Genomic DNA, 22,676 nt, shown 5'->3' with positions numbered 1-22,676 from the left:
GCCCTTCGTCCGGAGCGTCAGGAGACATCAGGAGACCTGGAGCGTCAGGAGACCAGTTCCCGTTCGGCCGCCTTCCCGGGCGAGGCGCTCTCGGTCGCCGCCGGTACCGCACCCTCCACATGCTGCGCCGGGCGCTTCGGCAGCGCGCTCATCAGCAGGAAGATCACGGCCAGCACGCCGGCCACCCAGCCGAGGGCGTGCTGGAAGGCGTTCACGAAGGCCGGACCCGTCTCGGCCGGGGTCAGGTGCTCGTCGATCACGCCGTAGAAGACCACGGACACCAGCCCGAGCCCGAGTGCGTTGCCCATCTGCTGCACGGTGTTGATGAGCCCGGACGCCGAACCCGCGTGCTCGCGCGGTACCTCCGACAGCACCGCGTCGGTCAGCGGGGCGACGATCAGCCCCATGCCGACGCCCATCACGACCAGCGGCAGCGCCATCTGCCAGGGGGCGATGGACAGGCCGTAGCGGTCGGACTCCCAGAGGTAGAGCAGCACGCCCGCCGCCATGATCAGCGCGCCCGCCCGGAGGACCTTGCGGCCGAAGCGCGGGACCAGCTTCTGCACGGACAGCCCGGCCGCCACGGAGACGGCGACGGAGAACGGGACACCGGTCAGACCCGCCTTCAACTCGCCCCAGCCCAGCCCGATCTGCAGATACAGCGTCCACACCAGGAAGAAGATGCCGAGCGCCACACCGAACACGGTCTGTACGGCGATGCCCGCCGCGAAGCTCTTCACCCGGAACAGGGACAGTTCCACCAGCGGGGAGCCGTCGCGGGCGGCCTTGCGCCGCTCGTACGCCACCAGCGCCGCGAAGACGGCGAACGCGCCGGCCATGGACAGATGGCCCCACAGCGGCCAGCCCAGCTCACGACCACGGGTGAGCGGGTACAGCAGCATCAGCAGGCCCAGCGTCACCAGCGCGACACCGGCCAGGTCCAGCTTGAGGGCCCGCGGCGCCTTGGACTCGGTGATGAAACGGCCGCCCAGGATCAGGCCCGCGAGGCCGACGGGCAGGTTGATGAGGAAGATGGGGCGCCATTCGAGCCCGAACAGGTTCCACTCCGTCAGCAGCGCGCCCAGCAGCGGCCCGGAGACCGCGCCGAGCCCGACGACCGCGCCGAACAGCCCGAAGACCTTGCCCCGTTCGTGCGCCGGGAAGGTGGCGTGCACGATCGACAGCACCTGAGGCACCATCAGCGCGGCCATGGCGCCCTGCAGGACGCGCGCGGCGACCAGCATCTCCGGGTTCGCGGCGAGTCCGCACAGCGCGGAGGCGACGGTGAAGCCGCCGATGCCGATGAGGAACACCCGCTTACGGCCGTGGATGTCGCCGAGACGGCCACCGGTGATCAGTCCGGCGGCGAAGGCGAGGGCGTAACCGGCGGTGATCCACTGGATCTGGGCGACGGACGCGCCCGCCTCCCGCTGGATGGACGGGATGGCGATGTTGACGATCGTGACGTCGACGAGGTCCATGAAGGCCGCCGTCATCACGATGGCCAGCGCGAACCAGCGGCGCCGGTCGGGCCCGGTGCTCCCTGTGGAGCCGATGCTCCCTATGGAGCCGGCGGTGTCCTTGGAGTCGCCGGTGGTTCCGGTGGGGTCGGTGGTTCCGGTGGGGTCGGTGGTTCCGGTGGGGTCCGTGGTTCTCGTGGAGTCGGTCGTCCTGGTGGAGTCGCTGGAGGTCATGACGCGAAACTAGGCCCGCAGTAGGCCAGATCGTGTCCTAATGCTCCGGCATCCTCGTCTCATGACGACGGACACCCCGGCCCGGCTGCTGCAGCTCCTCTCCCTCCTCCAGACCCCGCGCGAATGGCCCGGCGGCGAGCTGGCCGACCGGCTCGCGGTCTCCCGGCGCACGGTCCGGCGGGACATCGACCGGCTGCGCGAGCTGGGCTATCCCGTGCAGGCGACCAAGGGCTCCGACGGCGGCTACCGGCTGGTCGCGGGCAAGGCCATGCCGCCGCTCGTCCTCGACGACGAGGAGGCGGTGGCCATCGCGGTCGGCCTGCGGGCCGGCGCCGGGCACGCCGTCGAGGGCGTGGACGAGGCGTCCGTACGGGCCCTGGCCAAGCTGGAGCAGGTGCTGCCGTCCCGGCTGCGCCACCGCGTCGCCACGCTCCAGGCCGCCACCACGCCCCTGACCAGCGGCGACGGGCCGAGCATCGCCCCCGAGACACTGACCGTCATGGCCTCGACGGTGGCCGGCCACGAGCGGCTGCGGTTCGCCTACCGCGCGAAGGACGGCACCGAGTCCCGCCGCCTCACCGAGCCGTACCGCCTGGTGTCGACCGGCCGTCGCTGGTACCTCGTCGCCTACGACCTCGACCGCGCGGACTGGCGCACCTTCCGCGTCGACCGGATCAGCGACCCCTTCGCCACCGGCGCCCGCTTCACACCGCGCGAACTGCCCACGGGGAGCGCGGCGGAGTACCTCCGGCGGTCGATCGCCCGGCAGAGCGAGACGTACGACTTCACGGTCACCTTCGCGGCCCCCGCCCAGGCCGTCGCGGACCGCCTGCCGTCCTGGGTCGGCACGCCGGAACCCCTGGACGACTCCACCTGCCGCCTCCACGGCACGACCGGCGACCCGGTGGAGTGGCTGGCGGTACGCCTCGCCATGCTGGGCCACGAGTTCAGCGTCCGGGAGCCCGCGGAACTGGTGGAGTGCGTACGGGAGCTGGGGGGCCGGCTGACCCGGGCGGCGGGTGACTGAGACCCGGCCGGGCCCGCTGGGCGGACACCTCCCTAGCGCCCCTCCCACGGGAAGTCCCGCAGCGCCGCCAGGTTCCGCAGCGCCAGGGCGGCCGGACCCGCCGGGCCGGTCGGCGGAGCGTCACCCGCCGCCCAGCTCTCCACGGCCACGCGTACAGCGGCACTGGCGACGGCGGCGGCGAAGCGGGGGGCGGGGGCGCCTGGGGAAGAAGGGGATGCAGCGGCCGCGTCGGCTGCGTCGGCCGTTTCGGCCGTTTCGGCCGTTTCGGCCGTTTCGGCCGTTTCGGCCGTTTCGGCCGTTTCGGCCGTTTCGGCCGTGTCAGCCGCGTGCGACGCAGCGGTCCCGGCGGGCCCGTCGGGGGTGGGCTCGGCAACGTTGTCGGGGCTCGGGATGGGGCCCTCGGTGGCGGTCGCGGTGGCGCCCGCGGTGGCGGTCCGCGCCGTCAGGACCTCCGCCAGCGTGCCCTCCGCCTCCTGGCACACCTCGGCCCACACCTTCCGCAGCGCCGGGCTGGTGGTGGCCAGGCGGATGAGAGTGCGCACCCACTCCCAGGACGCGGCCGAGACCCCGGCGCCCGGGGACAGGGTGTGCCGGACGGCGTGTTCCAGGGCTTCGGGCAGGGACAGGCCGGCCGGGGCCTCCCGCACCGCCTCGGCCCAGCGCTGGGCGCCGGCGGCGTAGAGGGGGGCGACGGCCTCTTCCTTGCCGGCGAAGTAGCGGTAGAAGGTGCGCGGTGCGATGCCCGCGGCCTGGGCGATGTCCTCGGCGCGGGTGGCGCGCAGGCCCTGCCGGACGAACAGGCCGGCCGCCGCGCGGGCGATCTCCATCCGGGTGGCCGCCTTGCGCCGCTCGGTCAGCGAGGGCGGCTGTGCTGGGGTGGTGCTGGTCACTACGGCAGGCTATGCCGCTGTGGCACAATCTGCCACCGGCGGTGGGCCACCCCGGGGTTCAGGTACGGGGTGCCCCGCCGCTCAGCCATGCCCGCACGTGCACATGCCGGACGGGCACACGCCCGCACGTGCCCACGCCCGCACAGGCAGAAAAAGAGCCGGGCTCCGACGCCCGGGGGAAGGCGCCGAAGCCCGGCTGGGAGAGTCCCGGCGCCGGGGGGAGTGCGTCGGGACGTGGCTCATATGGGTGGTGTGGTGCGTGTGGGTGGGATACCGAGGCCTCGCGCTGACCGAACTCCTGTACCCGGAAGTCTTGTTCCCGGCCGCTCACGGGTTGAAGCGACGTTACATCGCCACATTTGCGCGGGCTTTCGCCACCCGGCGCACGCGGCCCCCCGCCGGTCGTACGCCGTCCGGAGAGCCGTTCGCCCCGCCGTGCACGCCAGGCGACGGCCCGCGCGGCCGTCCACGCGAGTGACCGCCGGGCCGTCCACGCGAGTGACCGCCGGGCCGTGCTCGCGACTGCCCGCGCGGCTGTTCGCGCAGGCCGTCGTCCGCGCCCGAGGTCACGCCGCCGCGTCGAACCCCGTGTCCCGCGCCAGCTTCTTCAGCTCCAGCAGCGCGTGCTTCTCGATCTGCCGGATGCGCTCACGGGTGAGCCCGTGCTCCTTGCCGACCTCGGTCAGGGTGCGCTCGCGGCCGTCCTCGATGCCGTACCGCATCTTGATGATGGAGGCCGTGCGCTGGTCGAGGCGGCCGATCAGGTCGTCCAGCTCCTCGCTGCGCAGCAGGGTGAGCACCGACTGCTCGGGCGACACGGCGGAGGTGTCCTCCAGCAGGTCGCCGAACTGGGTCTCGCCCTCGTCGTCCACCGACATGTTCAGCGAGACCGGGTCGCGCGCCCAGTCCAGCACGTCCGTCACGCGCTCCGGCGTCGAGCCCAGCTCCGCGGCGATCTCGGCGGGCTCCGGCTCCCGGCCGTGCTCACGGTTGAACTCGCGCTGCACGCGGCGGATACGGCCCAGCTCCTCCACGAGGTGGACGGGCAGGCGGATGGTGCGGGACTGGTCGGCTATGGACCGGGTGATGGCCTGACGGATCCACCAGGTCGCGTAGGTGGAGAACTTGAAGCCCTTGCGGTAGTCGAACTTCTCCACCGCGCGGACCAGGCCGGCGTTGCCCTCCTGGATCAGGTCCAGCAGCGGCAGGCCGCTGCGCGGATAGCGGCGGGCGACGGCGACGACGAGGCGCAGGTTGGAGCGGATGAAGACGTCCTTGGCCCGCTCCCCCTCGGCGACCAGGGCTTCCAGCTCCTCACGGGAGGCCTCGGTCTTCGACTCCTCGTACCCCTCGAGGATCTGCTGCGCGAACACGCCCGCTTCGATGATCTGGGACAGCTCGACTTCCTTCGCGGCGTCGAGCAGCGGCGTCCGCGCGATCTCGTCCAGGTACATACCGACCAGGTCGCGGTCCGCGATCTCGCCGCCATGGGCGCGGACACTGCCTGCCGCGTCGACGGCGTCTCCCCCGGACCCGACAGCCTGGGTGGTACCCCCAGCCGCAGACGTACGACGGGCGACGGCACGGGTTGCCATGCGTGCTCCCTTGCGATGTGAGGTCAGCGGGCGTTCCTTCGGACGCTCGGCACCGGTTGTGGACTCTCGCTGCTGTTGCTCGATCCTCTGCCGAGTGCCCTGCATCCGATGGAAACAACGACTGGAATCCGGACAGAATTCCCAAGCCGACCCTCGATTTTTCTGATCATGCAGTACCCTGTGCCGCCGCACGTGCGCGGCGGCACCGTCGCGACCCACGGAGGCGCAGGTCAGAAGGGTCCTGAGGGCCGTACGCGCGGTCCCGTCCCACTGTCCCCACCCCTCCACGGATGAGACGGCGGTCACATCGCCCTCACGAGGTCTTCACCCGAGTAGACGAACCGCGCCGCCCGGAGGTTGCCGGGCTCAGCCGAACTGCACCGACCGCTTCGCCAGTCCCATCCAGAACCCGTCGATCACGGACTTCTGTTCCCCCAGCTCACCGACCGCGTCCGCGGCGCCCAGCGTCACGAACAGCGGGGCGAAGTGCTCGGTGCGCGGGTGGGCGTAGCGGCCCGCCGGGGCCTTGTTCGGGAAGTCCAGCAGGGCGTCGACGTCCCGCGACTCCAGCGCCCGCCGCCCCCAGTCGTCGAACTCGGCCGACCAGCCCGGCACGCCGGGCCCGGTGTGGCGCAGGGCGGCGAGGTTGTGGGTGAAGAAGCCGGAGCCGACGATCAGCACTCCCTCGTCGCGCAGCGGCGCGAGCCGCCGGCCGATCTCCATCAGGCGCACCGGGTCGAGGGTGGGCAGGGAGACCTGCAGGACGGGGATGTCGGCGTCCGGGTACATCTCGACGAGCGGGACGTACGCGCCGTGGTCGAGCCCTCGGTCCGGGATGTCCTGGACGGGCATGCCGGGGGCGCGCAGCAGCTTGCGCACGGACTCGGCGAGCGCGGGGGCGCCCGGCGCGTCGTAGCGGACCCGGTAGTAGTGCTCGGGGAAACCCCAGAAGTCGTACACGAGGGGGACGGGCTCGGTGGCCGCGAGGGCGAGCGGGGCCTCCTCCCAGTGGGCGGAGACCATGAGGATCGCCCTGGGGTGCGGCAGCGCGGCCGACCAGGCGGCCAGCTCGCCGGGCCAGACCGGGTCGTCGGCGAGCGGCGGGGCACCGTGGCTGAGGTAGAGCGCGGGCATGCGCTCCTGGGTGGTGGCGGACATGTCCGGCGGCTCCTTCCGAAGCGGTCACTTTAAGTTTCAAGCTTTACGGCTTCCACCGTACGCCTCGTTTGTTCAACGTTCAAGGACCGGCCTCGTACAGTGGTACTCATGAACACGGCAGCCGCACCCGACCCGGCGGAGCCCCGCTGGCTCACCGCCGAGGAACAGCTCGTCTGGCGCTCGTACATCGAGGCCGCCACCCTGCTGGAGGACCATCTCGACCGTCAGCTCCAGCGTGACGCGGGAATGCCGCATGTGTACTACGGCCTGCTGGTCAAGCTCGCCGAGTCGCCGCACCGCCGGCTGCGCATGACCGAACTCGCCAAGCACGCCAAGATCACCCGCTCCCGGCTCTCGCACGCCGTCGCCCGCCTGGAGAAGAGCGGCTGGGTCCGCCGGGAGGACTGCCCCTCCGACAAGCGCGGCCAGTTCGCCGTCCTCACCGACGAGGGCATGGAGGTGCTGCGCCGGTCCGCGCCGGGCCATGTCGCCGCCGTCCGGCAGGCGGTCTTCGACCGGCTCACCCCGGAACAGCAGAAGTCCCTCGGCGAGATCATGCGGATCATCGCCGAGGGACTTCAGCCGGCCGAGGCGGGCGCGGATCTGCCGTGGCTCAGGTGAGCCGAGGGGTTGTCCGAGCCGGGGGCTCGTGTGAGCCGGGGCTTGTGTCAGCCGGGGGTTATGTGAGCTGGACGAGAGCCGGCGGCCAGCACCTCGTACCGGGCAGACCGGGCAGAGCCCGGCGGCCGGAGTGGGCCGCCGGGCCCGGGACGGTGGTCAGTGCGCGATCACCGGCACCGGCACCTCGTCCTCGGCCGTGGCGCCCGCGCCCGAGCCGGTGACCGTGGTGGTGCCCGGCCGCCCCGCGTTGACGAGGGTCAAGGCGATCGCCGCGGCGGCCACCAGGATGCCGACGGCGAACCAGATCGCGCTCGTGTAGCCCTGCACCATGGCCTCCAGCTGGACCAGCTGCTGCTGGGAACGGGAGGTCGCCGAGCCGAGGTGGTCGGCGATGTACGACGTGGTGGCGGAGGCCGCGATGGTGTTCAGCAGCGCCGTACCGATCGCGCCGCCCACCTGCTGCGAGGTGTTCACCATCGCGGAGGCGACACCGGCGTCGCGCGCCTCGACGCCCTGCGTGGACAGGGACATCGCCGGCATGAACGCCGTGCCCATGCCGAGGCCCAGCAGCAGCATCGCCGGCATCAGCAGGGCGGCGTACGAGGAGTCGATCTCCATCTGCGTCAGCAGCAGCATGCCGACCGCGGCGACCAGGAAGCCGGGGCCCATGAGCAGGCGCGGCGCGACCCGGGTCATCAGGCGGGTGCCGATCTGGGTGGAGCCCGTGATCATGCCCGCGATCATCGGCAGGAAGGCGAAACCGGTCTTGACCGGCGAGTAGCCCTTCACGATCTGCAGGTAGTAGGTCAGGAAGAGGAACAGGCCGAACATCGCGATGATCGCGAGACCGAGGGAGAGGTAGACACCGCCGCGGTTGCGCTCGGTGATCACGCGCAGCGGCAGCAGCGGCGCCTTCACCTTCGCCTCGACCAGCACGAACGCGAGCAGCAGCACGGCCGAGCCGACGAACATGCCGATCGTGACGCTGTCGCTCCAGCCGTCGGACTCGGCGCGGGTGAAGCCGTAGACCAGCGCGACCAGGCCCAGCGTGGACAGTAGGACGCCCGGGATGTCGAGCGGGTTGCGGTTGCGGCCGCCCTCCGGCTCACGGATGACGAACCAGGCACCGGCCGCGGCGGCCACCGCGAACGGGATGTTGACGAAGAACGTCCAGCGCCAGTCCAGGTACTCGGTGAGGAACCCGCCGAGGATCAGACCGACGGCGCCACCGCCACCGGCGATCGCACCGTAGATGCCGAACGCCTTGGCACGCTCCTTGGCGTCGGTGAACATCACCGCGAGCAGCGAGAGCGCGGCGGGCGCGAGCAGGGCGCCGAAGACACCCTGGAGGGCGCGGGCGCCGAACATCATCGCCTCGTTGGTGGCGGCACCGCCCAGCGCGGAGGCCACGGCGAAGCCGGCCAGACCGACGACGAAGGCGCGCTTACGGCCCCACAGGTCCGCGATCCGGCCGCCGAACAGCAGCAGACCGCCGAAGGCGAGGGCGTACGCCGTGACCACCCACTGCCGGTTGCCGTCCGATATGCCCAGGTCCTGCTGGGCGGAGGGCAGGGCGATGTTCACGATGGTCGCGTCGAGCACGACCATCAGCTGGGCGAGCGCGATGAAGATGAGCGCTCTCCAGCGCCCGGGGTCGGGGGCGGGGACGGGTGTGGCGGAAGCCTTGGCGGCTGTTTGAGACATGGAGGTACCCACTTCGGAACTTCGTGACGGTGAAGAAGCTGGTGAGAAAACTGGTGAAAAAGGCTGTCGGGAAGGGAAAGAGGGCGGACCCGGGAGCCGGCCGGAAAGGGAACGGCCATGACCTGGGAACGGTCAGCGGTCAACCGCCTGCGCCCAGGGCCTGGGAACGACGCGTCACCATCGACGGCCGTATGAACGAGGGAACTGCTCTGTCTGATCCATCGGAGCTGTGCGTGTCGCTGTGCGTAGCACTGCGGGTGTCGCTGCGCGTTTCGCTGTGCGTGTCAGGGCCGGCGCAAGTCCTCCAGGGTCACGGCCGTACCCGGGAGCGTGGAGGGGGCCGGAGCCCGCAGCCCGTCCAGGTACAGCTGGAGATGACGGTGGACGAAGCGGTCGGCGCTCATGCAGGCGGTACCGGCCGGGGGCCGGCTGAGCTGGGCGACGCCGAGCATGAGGTCGCCGACGCCGACGTCGGGACGGACCTGCCCCGCCGCCTTGGCGCGGTCCATGACCTCTCCGACCAGCCTCTCGAACCGCAGACGCGCGGCCTCCAGGTCCGGGTGGTGCCGGTCGAACGTGCTGCTGACCATGGGGCACAGGGCGCTGATCCGCTCGTCGGCGGCGGCGTGCGCGATGCGCTCCAGGGCCGTGAAGGCGTCCCCGGTCTCCGCGAGCGCCCGCTCGGCCGCCTGCACCGTACGGTCGATGACCGCGCAGACGACCTCGCGGACCAGCGCGTCGCGGTCCGGGAAGTTGCGGTACACCGTGGCGTTGCCGACACCGGCGCGGCGGGCGATCTCGTCGAGCGGCACGTCCGGGCCGAACTCGACGAACATCTCCCGGGCGGCGGTGACGATCCGCTCCCGGTTGCGCAGGGCGTCGGCGCGCGGCCGGGTCGCCTTGCGGCGCGCGGGGGTGGCGGTCTGCACGGCGTACTCCAAGAAAGTGACTCTGGCTGTGGCGGTGAGTGTGGCTGAGGTGATCCGGGGAGCGAGTCCCCGTTTCGCCCGTACGCAGGGTTAAACGGGGAGGGGTTCCCCGGTTATTTCCGACCGAGCCCAAAAACTTGATGTGACCTGAATCACGCACCTACGCGCGAGAAACCCACGATCGGCTCCGCCAGCGCGCGCCCGCGCCGCGCCCGGCCGAGGGTGATCGCGAGGGTGCAGCCGGAGAACGGCGGCTGCCTGGAGCGAAAGGTCCATGCATGCAGCCGCAGCCGCCCAGCCGTCGGATACGCCCGGCAGCACCCGGGGCCTTCCTCGACGGCCGAGCACGGCCCGACGGCGGCGAGCGGGCGGCCCCGCAGGGGAGCAGGCGGGCGCCTTCACAGGGCAGCGAGCGGGCGGCTTCGCAGGGAAGCGAGCGGGCGGCCGGGCACGGCAGCGATCGGGCAGCTTCGCAGGGAAGCGAGCGGGCGGCCAGGCACGGCAGCGAGCGGGCAGCTTCGCAGGGAAGCGAGCGGGCGGCCAGGCACGGCAGCGAGCGGGCGGCTTCGCAGGGCAGCGAGCGGGCGGCCGGGCACGGCAGCGACGGTTCACGACACCGCGTCGGCGACGGCGACCGACCACGACGCGGCGGGCGCATCACCCGCATCGGGTGCATGAGTCCCCTCAGACGCACCGCGGCCCTCGCGGCGGTGACCGCGCTCACGGCCGCGCTCTGCACCTCCGCGGCCGGCGGACACCTCACCGACGGCCCGGCGACGGCCGGCCCCCGCCCGGCCACCGCGGCCGAGTCCTCGGCCCTGGCCCCCTGCATGATCCGCAGCGATCGGGACGTCCAGATGTCGGAGGGCATCCCCACCCCCAGCGGCTACTCCCCCTCCACCGGCACGGTCCGCGCGCTGACCCTGATGATCGACTTCGCGGACGCGCCGGGCAGCGGCAAGGCACTGGACCGCTACCGCGAGTTCTTCCCGCAGACCCGCGAGTGGTTCCGCACCAGCTCCTACGGCCGACTGGACTACCGCCCGGACGCCCCCATCCGCGAGTGGCTGCGGATGCCGCGGACCTTCGAGGAGTACGGCATAGAACGCGGCGCGCCCTTCGACCCCGGTTACCGCAAGCTGGTCCAGGACATCGTGGCCGCGGCCGATCCCGAGGTGGACTTCCGCTCGTACGACCTCCTGAACGTGCTGGTGACCCCGAACGCGGGCCCGTCCGCGCTGGACACGGTCCTGTCGGTGACGTTCGCCGGCAACGCGGAGGCGCCCACGGCGGACGGGGTGCCGGTCGCGAACGCGTCCTTCGTCTACTCCCGCCAGGACGACGGCTCCGGCACCTACGCGCGCACCGGCTACCGCGTCCTGCCGCACGAGAACGGGCACGTCTTCGGCCTGCCCGACCTGTACACCCAGGAGGGCGGCGGGGCCGTCGGCCACTGGGACATCATGAGCGAGGACTGGGGCGCCAACAACGATCTGCTCGGCTGGCACAAGTGGAAGCTGGGCTGGCTGGACGCGATCCAGGTCGCCTGCGCCGCCCGCCCCGGCACCACCGAGCACACCCTCACCCCGCTCGCCCGCCCCGGCGGCCCGAAACTCGTCTTCGTCCCCCTCGACCGCCGCACCGGCTACGCCGTCGAACTGCGCACCCGTGAGGGCAACGACGAGGCGGTGTGCCGCCCCGGCATCCTCATCTACAAGGTCGACGCGACGGTGGACACCGGCCAGGGCCCGGTCAGCGTCTACGACTCCCACCGCGACAGCGGCGGCTGCACCCGCAGCCCCAACGTCCACGCCGAACTCTCCGACGCGCCCTTCTCCCCCGGCGACACCTTCAAGGACCCGAGGCACGGCATCCGTATCTCGGTGGTGTCGGCGGACGAGGACGACCAGCACACGATCAGAGTCACCAGAAGCTGACCTCCCGCTCCCCCACCCCCTGATCCGCCACCCGCTACACTGGCCGCGGTGACGCAGGCCCCACGGCCCGCCCACCCCACTGCCTTCGTAGCTCAGGGGATAGAGCACCGCTCTCCTAAAGCGGGTGTCGCAGGTTCGAATCCTGCCGGGGGCACAGGAAAAGGGCCAGCTTAGGAGGGTTTCCTCCCAGGCTGGCCCTTCGCCGTGTCCGGGGTCGTGCCACACGCGTGCCACTAGAGTCCACGCGGAGTCCACATTCCCTAGCCGGAGGCCCCTCCCCCACCGTCGCGGATCATGGCCCCGAGCCGATCGGCGATGGCCCGGTCCCGGTCACTGGTCATGTGCTGGTAAATCAGCGCGGCCCGGGAACTGCTGTGCCCCATCCTCGTCATCAGCTCCCGCGTGCTGGCCCCGGCCGTCGAGGCCAGCGTGTTGCCCGTGTGCCGAAGATCGTGGAAGTGCAGCTCGGCCGCGACACCCGCAGCCTTCCGGGCCTTGACCCAGTCGTCCCGGAAGTTGCTCCGCCGCAGCTGCCCGCCCTGCGGCCCGACGAAGACGTGCCCGTCGCGGCCGGGAGCGGCGAAGCGCTCCAGGTGGTGCGTGACCGCGTCGAGCAGTTCGGCCGGGAAGGAGACGGAGCGCACCCCGGCTGCGGATTTCGGCGCCTTGTCGAAGAGCCGGCCGTCCTGCAGCTCGGCCTAAGCACGGCGCACGGTGACGGTCAGCCCTTCCATGTCGACATCCCGTCGCCGCAGGGCCGCCAGCTCCCCGAACCGCAGGGTGGTGAAGGCCGCCAGGAGCACGAGCAGCCGGTAGCGCGGCGCGATGGAGTCGGCGATGGCGAAGACCTCCGCCACCGTGAGGACCGGCCGCTCGGGCACGTCGTAGCGGTCCGCGCCCTTGATGCGGCACGGGTTCCGCCGGATCAGTTCGTCGTCCACGGCCGTGTTCATCAGGGCACGCAGCAGCTGGTACGCCTTGACCACCGACGGCTCACCGACGCCGGCCGCGAGGAGCTTGCCGCGCCAGCCGCGCACCCGGGCCGTCGTCACGTCGGCCACGCAGGTCCAAAGCCTGCCCGAGTTGCCAACCAGCGTACGGCCCCCTGATCATGCTCGACCCCAGACTGGGCAGGCCACCGGCCAAACCCGCTCCGCCGACCTCAGTTCACAAGTGACCGGCAGCGCACCCAGAGCGTTGCACCTGAGACTGGTAGTTCGCTGGCGCGTCCACGAGCACGCCGCTGCGCGGCTCTGCCACACCGGCCAGAGCAATGAGCCTACGTGGATCTGGCACTGATCCGCACATGAACATAGCTTGGTAGCAATGAAGTTGGGGGGGAGCATGGCATCGAGGTCCTACACGGAGCAGACAATCAAGCAGCTGTTCGGCTCCGCCGCTGGTCGCTGCGCCTTTCCATCGTGCCGGAGGAAGCTCATCTATCCCGCCACGGAACAGAGCAGCACCACGATTGTTGGCGACATTGCGCATATCGTGGCCTTTTCCAATGACGGCCCGCGCGCCGACTCGACTGTCTCCGACAAGGAAAGGAACAGTTTCGAGAACCTACTACGTTATGTGCGGCCTGTCACAGACTCGTGGACGGCCAGCCGGCCGACTACCCCGATGAGGTGCTGAGAGCAATGAAGAAGGAGCACCTCGATTGGGTAGATGATAATCTTGAGAACAAGATGAGCGATATCAAGTTCCCGGAACTTGAGGTTGTCTGCAGCCGACTCATTTCGAGCGAACTCGCCGATTCAACAGCTCTTCACTCGCTGCCACCTCGCGAGAAAATAAATCTCAACGACCTCGGCCCTAGTAGCTCCAAAAAGATCACTATGGGGCTAATGCAAGCTCCACTCGTGGCGGAGTACTTGCAAAGCATGGTCACCCATGTCGACCCGGACTTCCCGCCAAGGTTGATCGCGGGGTTCAGATATGAGTATGACAGACACCGGAGCACAGGGATAAAAGGCGACGGGCTATTTCTACTCATGGAAAGCTTCGCCACTGGCGGTTCGGCTGACTTCGAGCGCCATGCAGCAGGTCTAGCTGTACTAGCCCATCTCTTCCAGGTGTGCGACATCTTTGAGACCGCCTCATGATCGCCCCGAATAAGTACGTAAACACCAAGAACTCAATCTTGGGTCAGGCGAGTTCTATCCTGGCGTTGCGCAAGAACAGCACAACCGTCTCTTCCTTGTGGGATGAAGTTCGCGAGAAAGGATTCGATATCTCCTATGAGAGGTTCGTTCTTTGTCTCGACTTTTTGTACACGGTCGGAATCGTCGAACTGGACAAGGGAACTCTCTCATGGCGTCGCTAAAGATTAGGAAGGTGGGAGCAAACAAGGGCTCCTTCCGCGAAGTGTCATTCCAGGATGGCCTGAATCTAATCGTCGCCGAGCGCAATGCAGCTTCCAGCGATCGCGACTCACGTAACGGCGTAGGCAAAAGCACCCTCGTTGAGATTGTCCATTTTTGCCTCGGCTCTTCAGTAACCCAGAAGAACGTGATCTATCAACTACGAGGGGACGAATGGGAGTTTTCTCTCGATCTAGAATATGGTTTTTGTAGTTTCACTGTACGGCGCTCGCTGGATAAGCCGGCCGTCGTTACTCTAACCAATCCTGCCCGCGATCTACCTTCGATGGATGCAGCGAAAGTTTCCCTGAACGGTGACATCGAAATCTCCGTCAAGAGCTGGAAAGAAATCTTGGGAGAAATCTGCTTCGGTCTCACCGAGGAGATGGCGGCAGAAAAATACTCTCCAACGTTCCGTGCACTCATCTCGTATTTCGCTCGATCGGGACGAGACGCGTACCTTGATCCGTTCACCACATCGCGCCAGATCCGCAGTTACCAGAAGCAGGTCTACAACGCGTTCCTTGTGGGACTCAACTGGCGCCATGCATCCGAGTGGCAGGTACTTAAGGATCAGGAAAAGAAGGTTCGTGCACCTTCCCAGGAATCGACGACTTATAAACGCTCCACTCTGGCCGCTCTGGAGAACGAACAAGTAAGACTACTTGCCGACCAGCAGCGTCTACGCAATCAAGTAGCGGAGTTTCGCGTCGTGCCGGAATATTCAGCAGTTCAGGAACAGACACAGCATCTGACGACAGAGATGCGCGAACTCGTGAATGAGTCGGCCATCCTGAAACAGAAGATTGCCCGGTACGAGGAACAGATGTCTGCCGAGTCGCCGGGCGATCTTAATCGAGTAAAGGACATTTATAATGAAGTAGGGCTTCTATTTCCCGACAACGTAAGCAGGGAACTTTCGGATGTCATCCGCTTCCATAATGAGGTGACAGCACACCGTCGAGAATACTTGCAAAATGAGGTCGTGCACCTGCGGGCGCGCGCTAGTGAAATTTCAGCCACCTTGAACGAGCTAGACAATCAGCGGGCAGAGTTGATTCGACTGCTCAACGAGGGTGGCGCAGTCGAAGATCTCGGGCAGTTGCAGTTCCGCTTGGGCCGAACCGAGGAACGCCTCGAAGAAATCGGAAAGAGGATCGCCGAACTAGAGAGCTCCGCAGCTGAAGAAGCGACGGTTGCCTCAGGACGCCAAGCTCTGCTCAGTCGAGCACTGTTGGATCGCGCAGAGCGTCGTCCGAAATGGTCGTCCGTTACATCTCGATTCGTGGAGGTTACGCAATATCTCTACGGTCAACCTGGGGAAATTAACTTTGGCCTGAACGAAACGGTTTCGTCTTCGAGACGAAGATGCAGCGCCGCGGCTCAAACGGAGTGGATCTGATGAGCATCTACTCCTACGATATTGCGCTCGCACAGGTCTGGCAGGGGGCGCTAGTTAGTCCTGGATTCCTAATTCATGACAGTCTGCTTTTCGAAGGTGTCGACGAGCGCCAGATCGCCCTTGCATTGGATTACGGGAAGCAAGCATGCAAACGTCTGGATTTCCAGTACATTGCGCTCATCAACAGCGATAACCTGCCAATCGCAGATCTCCGCGAGATCGGCCTTCAATGGCAAGACCACGTAAGGCTGCGACTCGGAGACGCGCGACCAGAAGACGCCCTGCTGGGATTTCGGTTTGGTCAGACGGTTTCCTGAAGACTGCTGGCCAGCGATGCTCTTGGGCGCCACAGCGCCTCTCTGAGGACGAGTGCAGCTCCACCGCGGCCCCGTGTTGCGTTCAGCCGGAGCGGGAGCCACGGAAAGGGCAGCCGAGCCCGACGAGAGCTTCTGACATCCATGGTTGACATCAACGACACCGCACGGAGGCGTACTCCATCGTCTCTGTCCGGCCGTCGCATGAGTCGGCAGCAGCAGCCGGAGCCGGTCCGGATCGAAATCCTGAGGCGATGGTCGCGGCCCAGTGGGCTCACGCACCGGCCAGCCGGAGCCGTGCCAGACGCGTGCCAGATCGAACGGGGAACCGGGGGGAACAACGGACACCGGACTCAGCAATCGAGGGAACGCCCGCCCACTGTCCTGCAGATCAGACCAGCGAATGCGCCGCGATCACCTGAGCCTCCCAAGCCGACGTGCCACAACACTTCAGGGAAGGGGCCATGGGTTGCCCGACAGCGTCCCATGGTGACTGCCGCGGTCAACCGCCAAGGGATCAAGTTCCTAGCACTGATGACCGGACGCTCTCATGCTTCGTAAGTAACCTGAGCACATGCCTGAGAATCGGCCCGCAGTCCCGCGCGAACTCGAACGTCGCCTCCTCGTTGAAGCCGGCCACCGTTGCGCGATACCCGCCTGCCGGTCCACACCAGTTGAACTAGCCCACATCGTGCCCTGGGCGAAGGTGCAAGAGCACACGTTCGACAACATGATTGCCCTATGTCCGACATGCCACACGCGTTACGATAACGGACATATTGACCGGCGAGCAATGTTCCAATACAAGACGAATCTCCGCCTGCTCGTCCCTCAGCCAGTAGACGGACTCAAGTCCCTGCAACGCGCTCGACTGTTTGTTCTCTATCGTGCGTTTCAAGGTAAATGCCGCTCTTGGGAGGGGGCAATCGGATCGATCGCGCTGGCCGATGTGAACGAGGATCCGGACGAGGTGAGGCAGTCAGAAGTCGCGGAGTGTCTTCGTAGCGCAGAAGAGACACGAGATGCCTTGGTGCAGCTCAGCAACGTGTGTGACCCCGAGACTGCCCGTAAGGCTCATGCCGTTTTCCGGTGGGAGAAAGCATGGGCCGATGACGTTGTTGATGGCCTGTGGCCCAGCACTCACCCTGGCGCCGACCAACACGATAGATATGAACTCGATCTTCTAGAGGAGGACCTTCATGCTGAAATATGCAGGGAGCTAGCAGTAGACCCAGAGGAAATTCCATTGCGCGAACCAGAAGGCGCAGCCATAGAACCCCTCAGGGGACTAGGCGGTACTGGCAAGCGATTCTGACCAATCGCCGCGTGCCACAGCCGTGCCAGATGCACGGGTCAGCAGCGGTCAACAAGGGTGGGCTAGCGGGCGCCACATCTGTGCCGTGACTTGCTGCGTTGCCCAGGTACCAAGCGGCCTCTGGAGCCGTTGCAGCGTCTGACAAATGTGGTGGCGGCAGTGAGTACAGGGCGAGACTATGGGCGCATGGAAGAAGAGTACGATCTGGGCGAACTCCCCGACGACGTGGTACACATGGGACGCTTCCTCGAGTCCGCACCTAACTGGCCCGAGAGTGCCTGGTTCGGGCGTGCTATGGCTCTTCTGCACTTCGGCACGTACCGCGTTGACCGCTTTCCGTTCGAGGAGACTTTCGAGAACGAACTCGCTGCCGCCGCGGCATTGGCTCGAAGCTTCACCCAGCTACGGGCAGCTTGGTTGGTCACGAGCCATGGCTATCTGGCAGAGATGCGCAACTTGCTACGTTCGGTGTATGAGTCTGCCGGTCTAGCCCGCGTGTTGGCCAAGGAACCCAAGATGGCTGAACAATGGCTTCGTGACGGCAGGTGGTTTCCTGATGTTCGTGTACGCCAGTGGCTCAGCGACGTACGAGGGGACTCCGCACACGAGGTTGATAAGTACAAGAACTTCTATGTGGAGGCTTCAGCTTGGGCGCACCCAACGGCTGAGTCCTGCATGGGACAGATCACGGTAGAGGACGATCATTTCTTCCTGAACTCAGCCATCACGTTCGACCAAGAAGCCTGTCAGCAAGCCGTCGGCCTTCTCGCGTCCACAGCCCTCTTCGCGTGCTTCGCCTTCCGCAACGCGGTTGTCGACGAGCGGGCCATTGACCCGGCTTGGCGAAGGGATCTGTACGACCTCGCCCGCGAGATGTCTAACCAACCAATGCCCCACCTTGACCGCGATTGGGACGCTGAGCACGCTCACTACGACGCTGTGATGGCGAACCTGCGTGATCGGCGTTACCTCAAGGGCCAGTTGCGCACTCATCCCAGGGCGTACCACAACCTCAAGCCTCAGAACTCGGACTAGCAGTTGGCATGCTCCCACCCGGCTGACGCGCGCTGCACAGGTCACGAAGGAAAGAGAAGCACGTGCCAGAACCGTGCCAGATCGTGCGGGGAACCACGGGCAACACGATGTCGGCCCACCAAGGCCCAGTGCTTCTCCGCCGCAGGTCAGCCCAGCAACCGTCCGTGAATGACCCGAGCTTCCCAAGCTGAGAGCGCGAGTTCGATTCTCGTCACCCGCTCTTCTTCAAGTCCCAGGTCAGCGGCCTGGGGCTTCGTTGTTGGGCTCGGCCGAGTCAGCGGGCTCCAATGTCCCATTCTCCTCCCCTGCCCGGTGTCAGAGGGATGGGGCAGAGTGACGGGTATGACGCCGCCCCAAATCCGCCCGGGCGGTCGAAGCTCCAGGAGAGGGTGGTATGCCGAAGATCCCGAAAGGGCGGCGCGTGGGACAGGCCGCCGTGAACGCGCTGCGCGCTCTACTCGAAGAGCACGACCACATCGTTCAGGAGATATCCGGGCAGAACGACTTCGGCGAGGACTTGTACGTCACCTTCACCGAAGATGGCGAGATCACCAGCGACACGATCAAGGTCCAGGTCAAGGGCGGGGACAGCTGGCGCCGGGGCAACGGCTATGCGGTGCCCGTCGACCACCACAGCGGCACGTGGGCGGACGGGAACATCCCCGTCTACTGCGTGGTATACGACCCGGGCACCACGAAACTGCACTGGGCGAACGCCACCCAACAGCTGCGACGGTCCGGTCCGTTCAATCCGCCCCGCTTCATCGGTGTCAGCCCGAACGCAGTGCTGAACGACACCACCATGGCGTCCTTCGTCGCTCAGGCCCGCCGCTACGTCGGACGCTACCGAGGCCGGCAGGCCGTCCTCACCCACCTCGGCGAGATGTCGGGAGTCGATTTCGCGCCGGAAGACTACGTCCTGCACTTCGTCAACGGCTACGACGAAGACCTCATATTCTGGAAACGCCCGGGGGACGCGCTGGCGACGCTACTGCTCAGTGCCCACGACTGGGATCCGTATCTGGTCAGCCTGGAGTCCCTGATGCGCTCCGAGATTCCGCCTCCGGAGGACCGGAACAACGGCGGCCCCGAGCGCGAATGGGGCGACCTGGACCTGCCGACCGCGGAAGACCTGGAGCTAAGCCGAACCGAAGTCATGTGGGTGGCTTCGTGCTTCCTCTCCACCCGGCAGGCCGACGAAGGACCTGAGGACGAACTCGTCACACCCGTCGAGTGCGAGGGGTGCCCGAGCTGCACAGGCGAGGAGCCCGAGGAACACGGCAACATCGCAGCAGATGTGCTCCACGCATACGTCCTCGCCCGCATCATCGACAGAATCGAGGCCGAGCCCGATCTGCTGCAGGGCTCGATCCTGGCCCTGCGCGAGGACGGCGAACTCCCAGCGGAGATCGTCGCCGAACTTGGCCCCCTCGAAAGCGAGCCCCGTATCGTCCGCCAGGTAAACAAGCTCGGCAGGGCAACGGTGGCGACGATTGACGACATCGAGCCAGAGGCATTCCGCCTTGCCGTCCACTACCTCATCCACCGTATCTACATCGGCGGCCCCTCACTCCCCCTCGACGAACAGATCAAAATCGTCTGGCGCATCCCTGAGCAGGAGACCACACACCAACGTGGCTGACTGTCGTCGGCTGAAGTTCGTGCCACAACCGTGCCAGACGCAGCGGTCAGCCACGGTCAACACTGGTGGCTGGCGGTCGAGTAGCCGTTCCCTTCCCTAGCCGCGAAGCCGCAGCTCACCCAGCCTCTCTCCTAAAGCGGGTGTCGCAGGTTCGAATCCTGCCGGGGGCACAGTGTTGAGCAGGGCGAGGGCCCCGGGACTCCCAGGCGAGGGAGGGTCCGGGGCCTTCCCGTTGGCGGAAGCGCCCCGCCTGACTACAGGGTGGCTGCACCCTCGCCGCACGTTCCCTACGGAGGGCTGCCGCTGCGCTGTGGCATGTGCCGACCACAGGACTACGCAGTACACAGTCTGTGCAGACCCGACCGATGACCAGTGGATCGACGACCCGTTCCGACACCGTTGCGTCGGCCGCGCCCGGTGGCGACGGCCCTTCAGCGCGAAGGACGGGCACTACCCGGCACGCGCCGAGGCACTTGCCGGGAGATCACCCGGCCGGTACTCCAACTCCATGTGGCCGCTGCTCCGCGCCGCAGCGAAACGCGGAGTAGTGTGGACAGTACCGAGGGCATTTCGCACTCCGGCTTCCACGCCGGGTCGTTCTCGGCGAAAGATGAAACCCGGGCCGCCGCAGAGGCGGCCCGGAGACGGGTCCGCATCATGTCGGCGACCTACCCCACCCTGCCGCACCCCGAGCCCGTCGCAGCCCCGGCCGTGCGTCTCGCGCTGAAGACCGACGGCACCCCCCGGGGGCTCCTGGACGGAGCCTGGTGGCCCCGGTCCCGCGATCTGCTGAGCGAACTGTCGGCGCTCACGGACGTGTTGGATGCCCGCTGGGGCCGCATCACCCGCATCGCCGTCAATCCGGAGCACTGGCCGGTCATCCCCCGCAGAATTCCCGTGGACGGGCACATCGTCAAGGTCGGCTGGTTCAGCCCGGAGATCGACCCGCACAAGCTGCTGCTGCTCTCCTACGGCACCGGCCGCTGGGACCTGCTGGTCATCCCGCCCGAGACCGGGGCGGAGTCGGCGGCCCGGCTGATGGCTGTCGCGTCCGAGCACCACGGCCCGCCCCTGACCGCGAGCGCGCTCATCGCCGCGGAGGAGGCCGGGCACGGTGTCTTGGCGGCCGGCCGGTCACTGAGCCCGGACGAGGCATGGGAGTACGAGGGCGGCGCCTCGGCGGTGTCCGCGGCCGTTCCCGGACAGACCGGTCCACCGGGGCCTGCCAGCCGGCTGATCATCGGTATGTGAGGTGGCCGCCATGAACATCTTCCTGACGGCCGCCGCCTTCGTGGTCCTCATCGCAGCGGGGGCGTACGTGATTCACCGGCTCGGCCTGCAGCACGCCGACAGGATCGCCGCGTACAGGTACAGCACACCCCGGCCCGGCCGCCGCGGCCGCTGCGTGCCACAGCCGTACCCCGCACCACAGGTGATCATCCGGGTTCCGCGCCGGCTGCCCGGCCGCGTCTCGGAACCATCGGCTCAGTCCGCGGAACCGTCGGCTCAGACCGCGGCGACGCGTGCCCGGGGCGTACCCCCGGGCCCCGGACCGGGTGGGGCGCGGCCGGGACCCGTGGACCGGGGCGTCTGAGCAACATCCGACCGAGGCGTCATGACTTCCGTAGCAACGGGATCGGCTGCACCGGCCTGAGCCGGTCCGCCGAGACGACGCACACGGACCATTCCGGAGTCTCCGTCTGGCACGGTGTGAGACACCCGCGGCCGGGTACCCACGAGAAACAGAAGGCCTGCGCAGCCGCTGACCGACGAAGCAGACGCCTTTTGCCTCCGCGTTCCGCGTGAAGTGTCCGCCACGGAGGACGTACAGACCTGACCCGTGGCCCGGTCCCAGCGGCTCCCGGGGCGGCGCCGAGCCGATCGGCCTTCTTCAGAGAGAGTTTCATCATCATGAGCAGTAACACCACGGTGCGCCCCCCGCCCTCGGAGGCGTCCGGCAGCGACTTCGCCCGTCTGTCGAGAAAGATCGCTGCCGCCGGGCTGTTGGAGCGCCGTCCCGGCTACTACGCGCTGCGGACCACGGTGGTGGCCGGGCTCTACGTCGGTGGGTGGGCCGCAGTCGTGCTCGTCGGCGACAGTTGGTGGACTCTGGCGGTCGCCGCCTTCCTTGCCGTCGTCTTCGGCCAGGTCGCCCTGCTCGCCCATGACGCAGCGCACCGCCAGGTGTTCCGCCGACGCCGGGCCAGCGAGGTGTCCGGACGGATTGCCGGTGCCGGTATCGGGATGGGCTACGGCTGGTGGCAGGACAAGCACACCCGCCACCACGCCAACCCCAACCACGAGGAACTCGACCCCGACCTCGACCCCGACCTGCTGGTCTGGTCCCAGGACCAGGCACGGGCCGCCAAGGGGCTCCCCCGCCTGATCGGCCGCTGGCAGGCGTTCCTGTTCTTCCCGCTCCTCACCCTGGAGGGCTTCAACCTGCACGTGTCGAGCGCGAAGGCGCTGGCCAATCGTTCGCTCAAGCACCGCACGCTCGACGGCGTCCTGCTGTTCGCGCACTTCGCGCTCTACCTGAGCGTGCTGCTGTGGCTGCTGCCGCCCGGCATGGCGATCGCCTTCCTCGCCGTCCACCAAGGCCTGTTCGGTGTCTACCTGGGTTCCGCCTTCGCCCCCAACCACAAGGGCATGCCGATCCTGAAGGGCGCGGACCGTCCCGACTTCCTCCGTCGCCAGGTGCTCACCTCACGCAACGTGCGCGGCGGCAGGCTCACCGACATCGCACTGGGCGGGCTGAATCACCAGATCGAGCACCATCTGTTTCCCAGCATGCCCAGCCCCAACCTGCGCAAGGCCCGGACCATCGTGCGGGACCATTGCCGGGAACTGGGTCTGGAGTACGTGGAGACCGGGTTGATCGCCTCCTACCGGTTGGCCCTCGCCAGTCTCCACCGGGCCGGAGCACCGCTCCGCCCCGCGCGGGTCCACACCTGAGGGACCTGCCGTAGCCGTCTGCGTGGTGTGGTCACCGTAGGTCTCCAGCTGCAAGCTGCATGCGGAGACCGGGCGTCGACGCCCCCCCCCGT

The 22,676-nt window shown here is 67.7% G+C and carries 18 protein-coding genes, 1 tRNA gene and 1 pseudogene; 13 read left to right on the top strand and 7 right to left on the bottom strand.

What is annotated here, in order from left to right:
• Positions 1-44 precede the first annotated feature (44 nt).
• Positions 45-1,496, bottom strand: a complete 1,452-nt coding sequence (locus AB0K92_RS05525; RefSeq protein ID WP_365919899.1) for an MFS transporter — start codon at positions 1,494-1,496, stop codon at positions 45-47.
• Positions 1,497-1,755: 259 nt separating this feature from the next.
• Between AB0K92_RS05525 and AB0K92_RS05520 the strand changes: the two genes are divergently transcribed.
• Positions 1,756-2,721: a YafY family protein gene (locus AB0K92_RS05520; protein WP_365919656.1), complete on the top strand. Its 966-nt coding sequence runs from the start codon at positions 1,756-1,758 to the stop codon at positions 2,719-2,721.
• Positions 2,722-2,753: 32 nt separating this feature from the next.
• On the opposite strand, the gene AB0K92_RS05515 is transcribed toward AB0K92_RS05520, so the two are convergent.
• From AB0K92_RS05515 to AB0K92_RS05505, 3 genes are all read right to left on the bottom strand, one after another.
• Positions 2,754-3,548, bottom strand: coding sequence for a TetR family transcriptional regulator (locus AB0K92_RS05515; RefSeq protein ID WP_365919897.1), 795 nt, complete (start codon positions 3,546-3,548; stop codon positions 2,754-2,756).
• 629 nt (positions 3,549-4,177) lie between these two features.
• Positions 4,178-5,206 (bottom strand): sigma-70 family RNA polymerase sigma factor, encoded by a 1,029-nt coding sequence (locus AB0K92_RS05510; protein WP_365919654.1) that lies wholly within the window; start codon positions 5,204-5,206, stop codon positions 4,178-4,180.
• Between the two features lie 366 nt (positions 5,207-5,572).
• Positions 5,573-6,364: a class III extradiol ring-cleavage dioxygenase gene (locus AB0K92_RS05505; protein ID WP_365919652.1), complete on the bottom strand. Its 792-nt coding sequence runs from the start codon at positions 6,362-6,364 to the stop codon at positions 5,573-5,575.
• A 108-nt stretch (positions 6,365-6,472) separates the two neighbouring features.
• Between AB0K92_RS05505 and AB0K92_RS05500 the strand changes: the two genes are divergently transcribed.
• On the top strand, positions 6,473-6,985 hold the full coding sequence (locus AB0K92_RS05500; protein WP_365919650.1) for a MarR family transcriptional regulator: 513 nt from the start codon (positions 6,473-6,475) through the stop codon (positions 6,983-6,985).
• Between the two features lie 156 nt (positions 6,986-7,141).
• Here the strand turns inward: AB0K92_RS05500 and AB0K92_RS05495 are convergent, their stop codons facing one another.
• Together AB0K92_RS05495 and AB0K92_RS05490 are read right to left on the bottom strand one after the other, a co-directional pair.
• Complete coding sequence (locus AB0K92_RS05495) at positions 7,142-8,689, bottom strand: MFS transporter (RefSeq protein WP_365919648.1); 1,548 nt, start codon at positions 8,687-8,689, stop codon at positions 7,142-7,144.
• 284 nt (positions 8,690-8,973) lie between these two features.
• Complete coding sequence (locus AB0K92_RS05490; protein ID WP_365919895.1) at positions 8,974-9,618, bottom strand: helix-turn-helix domain-containing protein; 645 nt, start codon at positions 9,616-9,618, stop codon at positions 8,974-8,976.
• Between the two features lie 674 nt (positions 9,619-10,292).
• Here AB0K92_RS05490 and AB0K92_RS05485 point away from each other — a divergent pair.
• Entirely contained in the window at positions 10,293-11,555 is a 1,263-nt protein-coding gene (locus AB0K92_RS05485) for a M6 family metalloprotease domain-containing protein (RefSeq protein WP_365919646.1), read from the top strand.
• Between the two features lie 81 nt (positions 11,556-11,636).
• Positions 11,637-11,709, top strand: a tRNA-Arg gene (locus tag AB0K92_RS05480).
• Between the two features lie 106 nt (positions 11,710-11,815).
• Here AB0K92_RS05480 and AB0K92_RS05475 read toward each other — a convergent pair.
• Positions 11,816-12,616 (bottom strand): annotated as a pseudogene (locus AB0K92_RS05475) (site-specific integrase); the annotation flags it as partial.
• Between the two features lie 537 nt (positions 12,617-13,153).
• On the opposite strand from AB0K92_RS05475, the gene AB0K92_RS05470 reads away from it, so the two are divergent.
• From AB0K92_RS05470 to AB0K92_RS05430, 9 genes are all read left to right on the top strand, one after another.
• On the top strand, positions 13,154-13,663 hold the full coding sequence (locus AB0K92_RS05470) for a hypothetical protein (RefSeq protein ID WP_365919644.1): 510 nt from the start codon (positions 13,154-13,156) through the stop codon (positions 13,661-13,663).
• Positions 13,660-13,884 carry an ABC-three component system middle component 6 gene (locus AB0K92_RS05465; RefSeq protein ID WP_365919642.1) on the top strand — a complete coding sequence of 75 codons (225 nt, stop codon included), beginning with the start codon at positions 13,660-13,662 and terminating at the stop codon, positions 13,882-13,884. Before AB0K92_RS05470 ends, AB0K92_RS05465 begins: the two co-directional genes overlap by 4 nt.
• An 11-nt stretch (positions 13,885-13,895) precedes the next feature.
• The gene (locus tag AB0K92_RS05460) at positions 13,896-15,323 is read left to right on the top strand and encodes a hypothetical protein (protein WP_365919640.1); all 1,428 of its coding nucleotides are present in this window, start codon (positions 13,896-13,898) and stop codon (positions 15,321-15,323) included.
• Positions 15,323-15,640, top strand: coding sequence for a DUF2326 domain-containing protein (locus AB0K92_RS05455; RefSeq protein WP_365919638.1), 318 nt, complete (start codon positions 15,323-15,325; stop codon positions 15,638-15,640). The genes AB0K92_RS05460 and AB0K92_RS05455 overlap by 1 nt, the downstream gene beginning before the upstream one ends.
• A gap of 571 nt (positions 15,641-16,211) precedes the next feature.
• Positions 16,212-16,952, top strand: coding sequence for an HNH endonuclease signature motif containing protein (locus AB0K92_RS05450; RefSeq protein ID WP_365919636.1), 741 nt, complete (start codon positions 16,212-16,214; stop codon positions 16,950-16,952).
• 186 nt (positions 16,953-17,138) lie between these two features.
• Positions 17,139-17,987 (top strand): hypothetical protein, encoded by an 849-nt coding sequence (locus AB0K92_RS05445; protein WP_365919634.1) that lies wholly within the window; start codon positions 17,139-17,141, stop codon positions 17,985-17,987.
• 394 nt (positions 17,988-18,381) lie between these two features.
• The gene (locus AB0K92_RS05440) at positions 18,382-19,629 is read left to right on the top strand and encodes a DUF4365 domain-containing protein (RefSeq protein ID WP_365919632.1); all 1,248 of its coding nucleotides are present in this window, start codon (positions 18,382-18,384) and stop codon (positions 19,627-19,629) included.
• A gap of 549 nt (positions 19,630-20,178) precedes the next feature.
• Positions 20,179-20,880 (top strand): DUF5994 family protein, encoded by a 702-nt coding sequence (locus tag AB0K92_RS05435; protein WP_365919630.1) that lies wholly within the window; start codon positions 20,179-20,181, stop codon positions 20,878-20,880.
• Between the two features lie 660 nt (positions 20,881-21,540).
• Complete coding sequence (locus AB0K92_RS05430) at positions 21,541-22,584, top strand: acyl-CoA desaturase (RefSeq protein ID WP_365919628.1); 1,044 nt, start codon at positions 21,541-21,543, stop codon at positions 22,582-22,584.
• Positions 22,585-22,676: the final 92 nt, after the last annotated feature.

The organism is Streptomyces sp. NPDC052687, assembly GCF_040678395.1.
In the GTDB taxonomy this organism is placed as follows: domain Bacteria; phylum Actinomycetota; class Actinomycetes; order Streptomycetales; family Streptomycetaceae; genus Streptomyces.
This window is presented reverse-complemented; position numbering and strand designations above follow the sequence as displayed.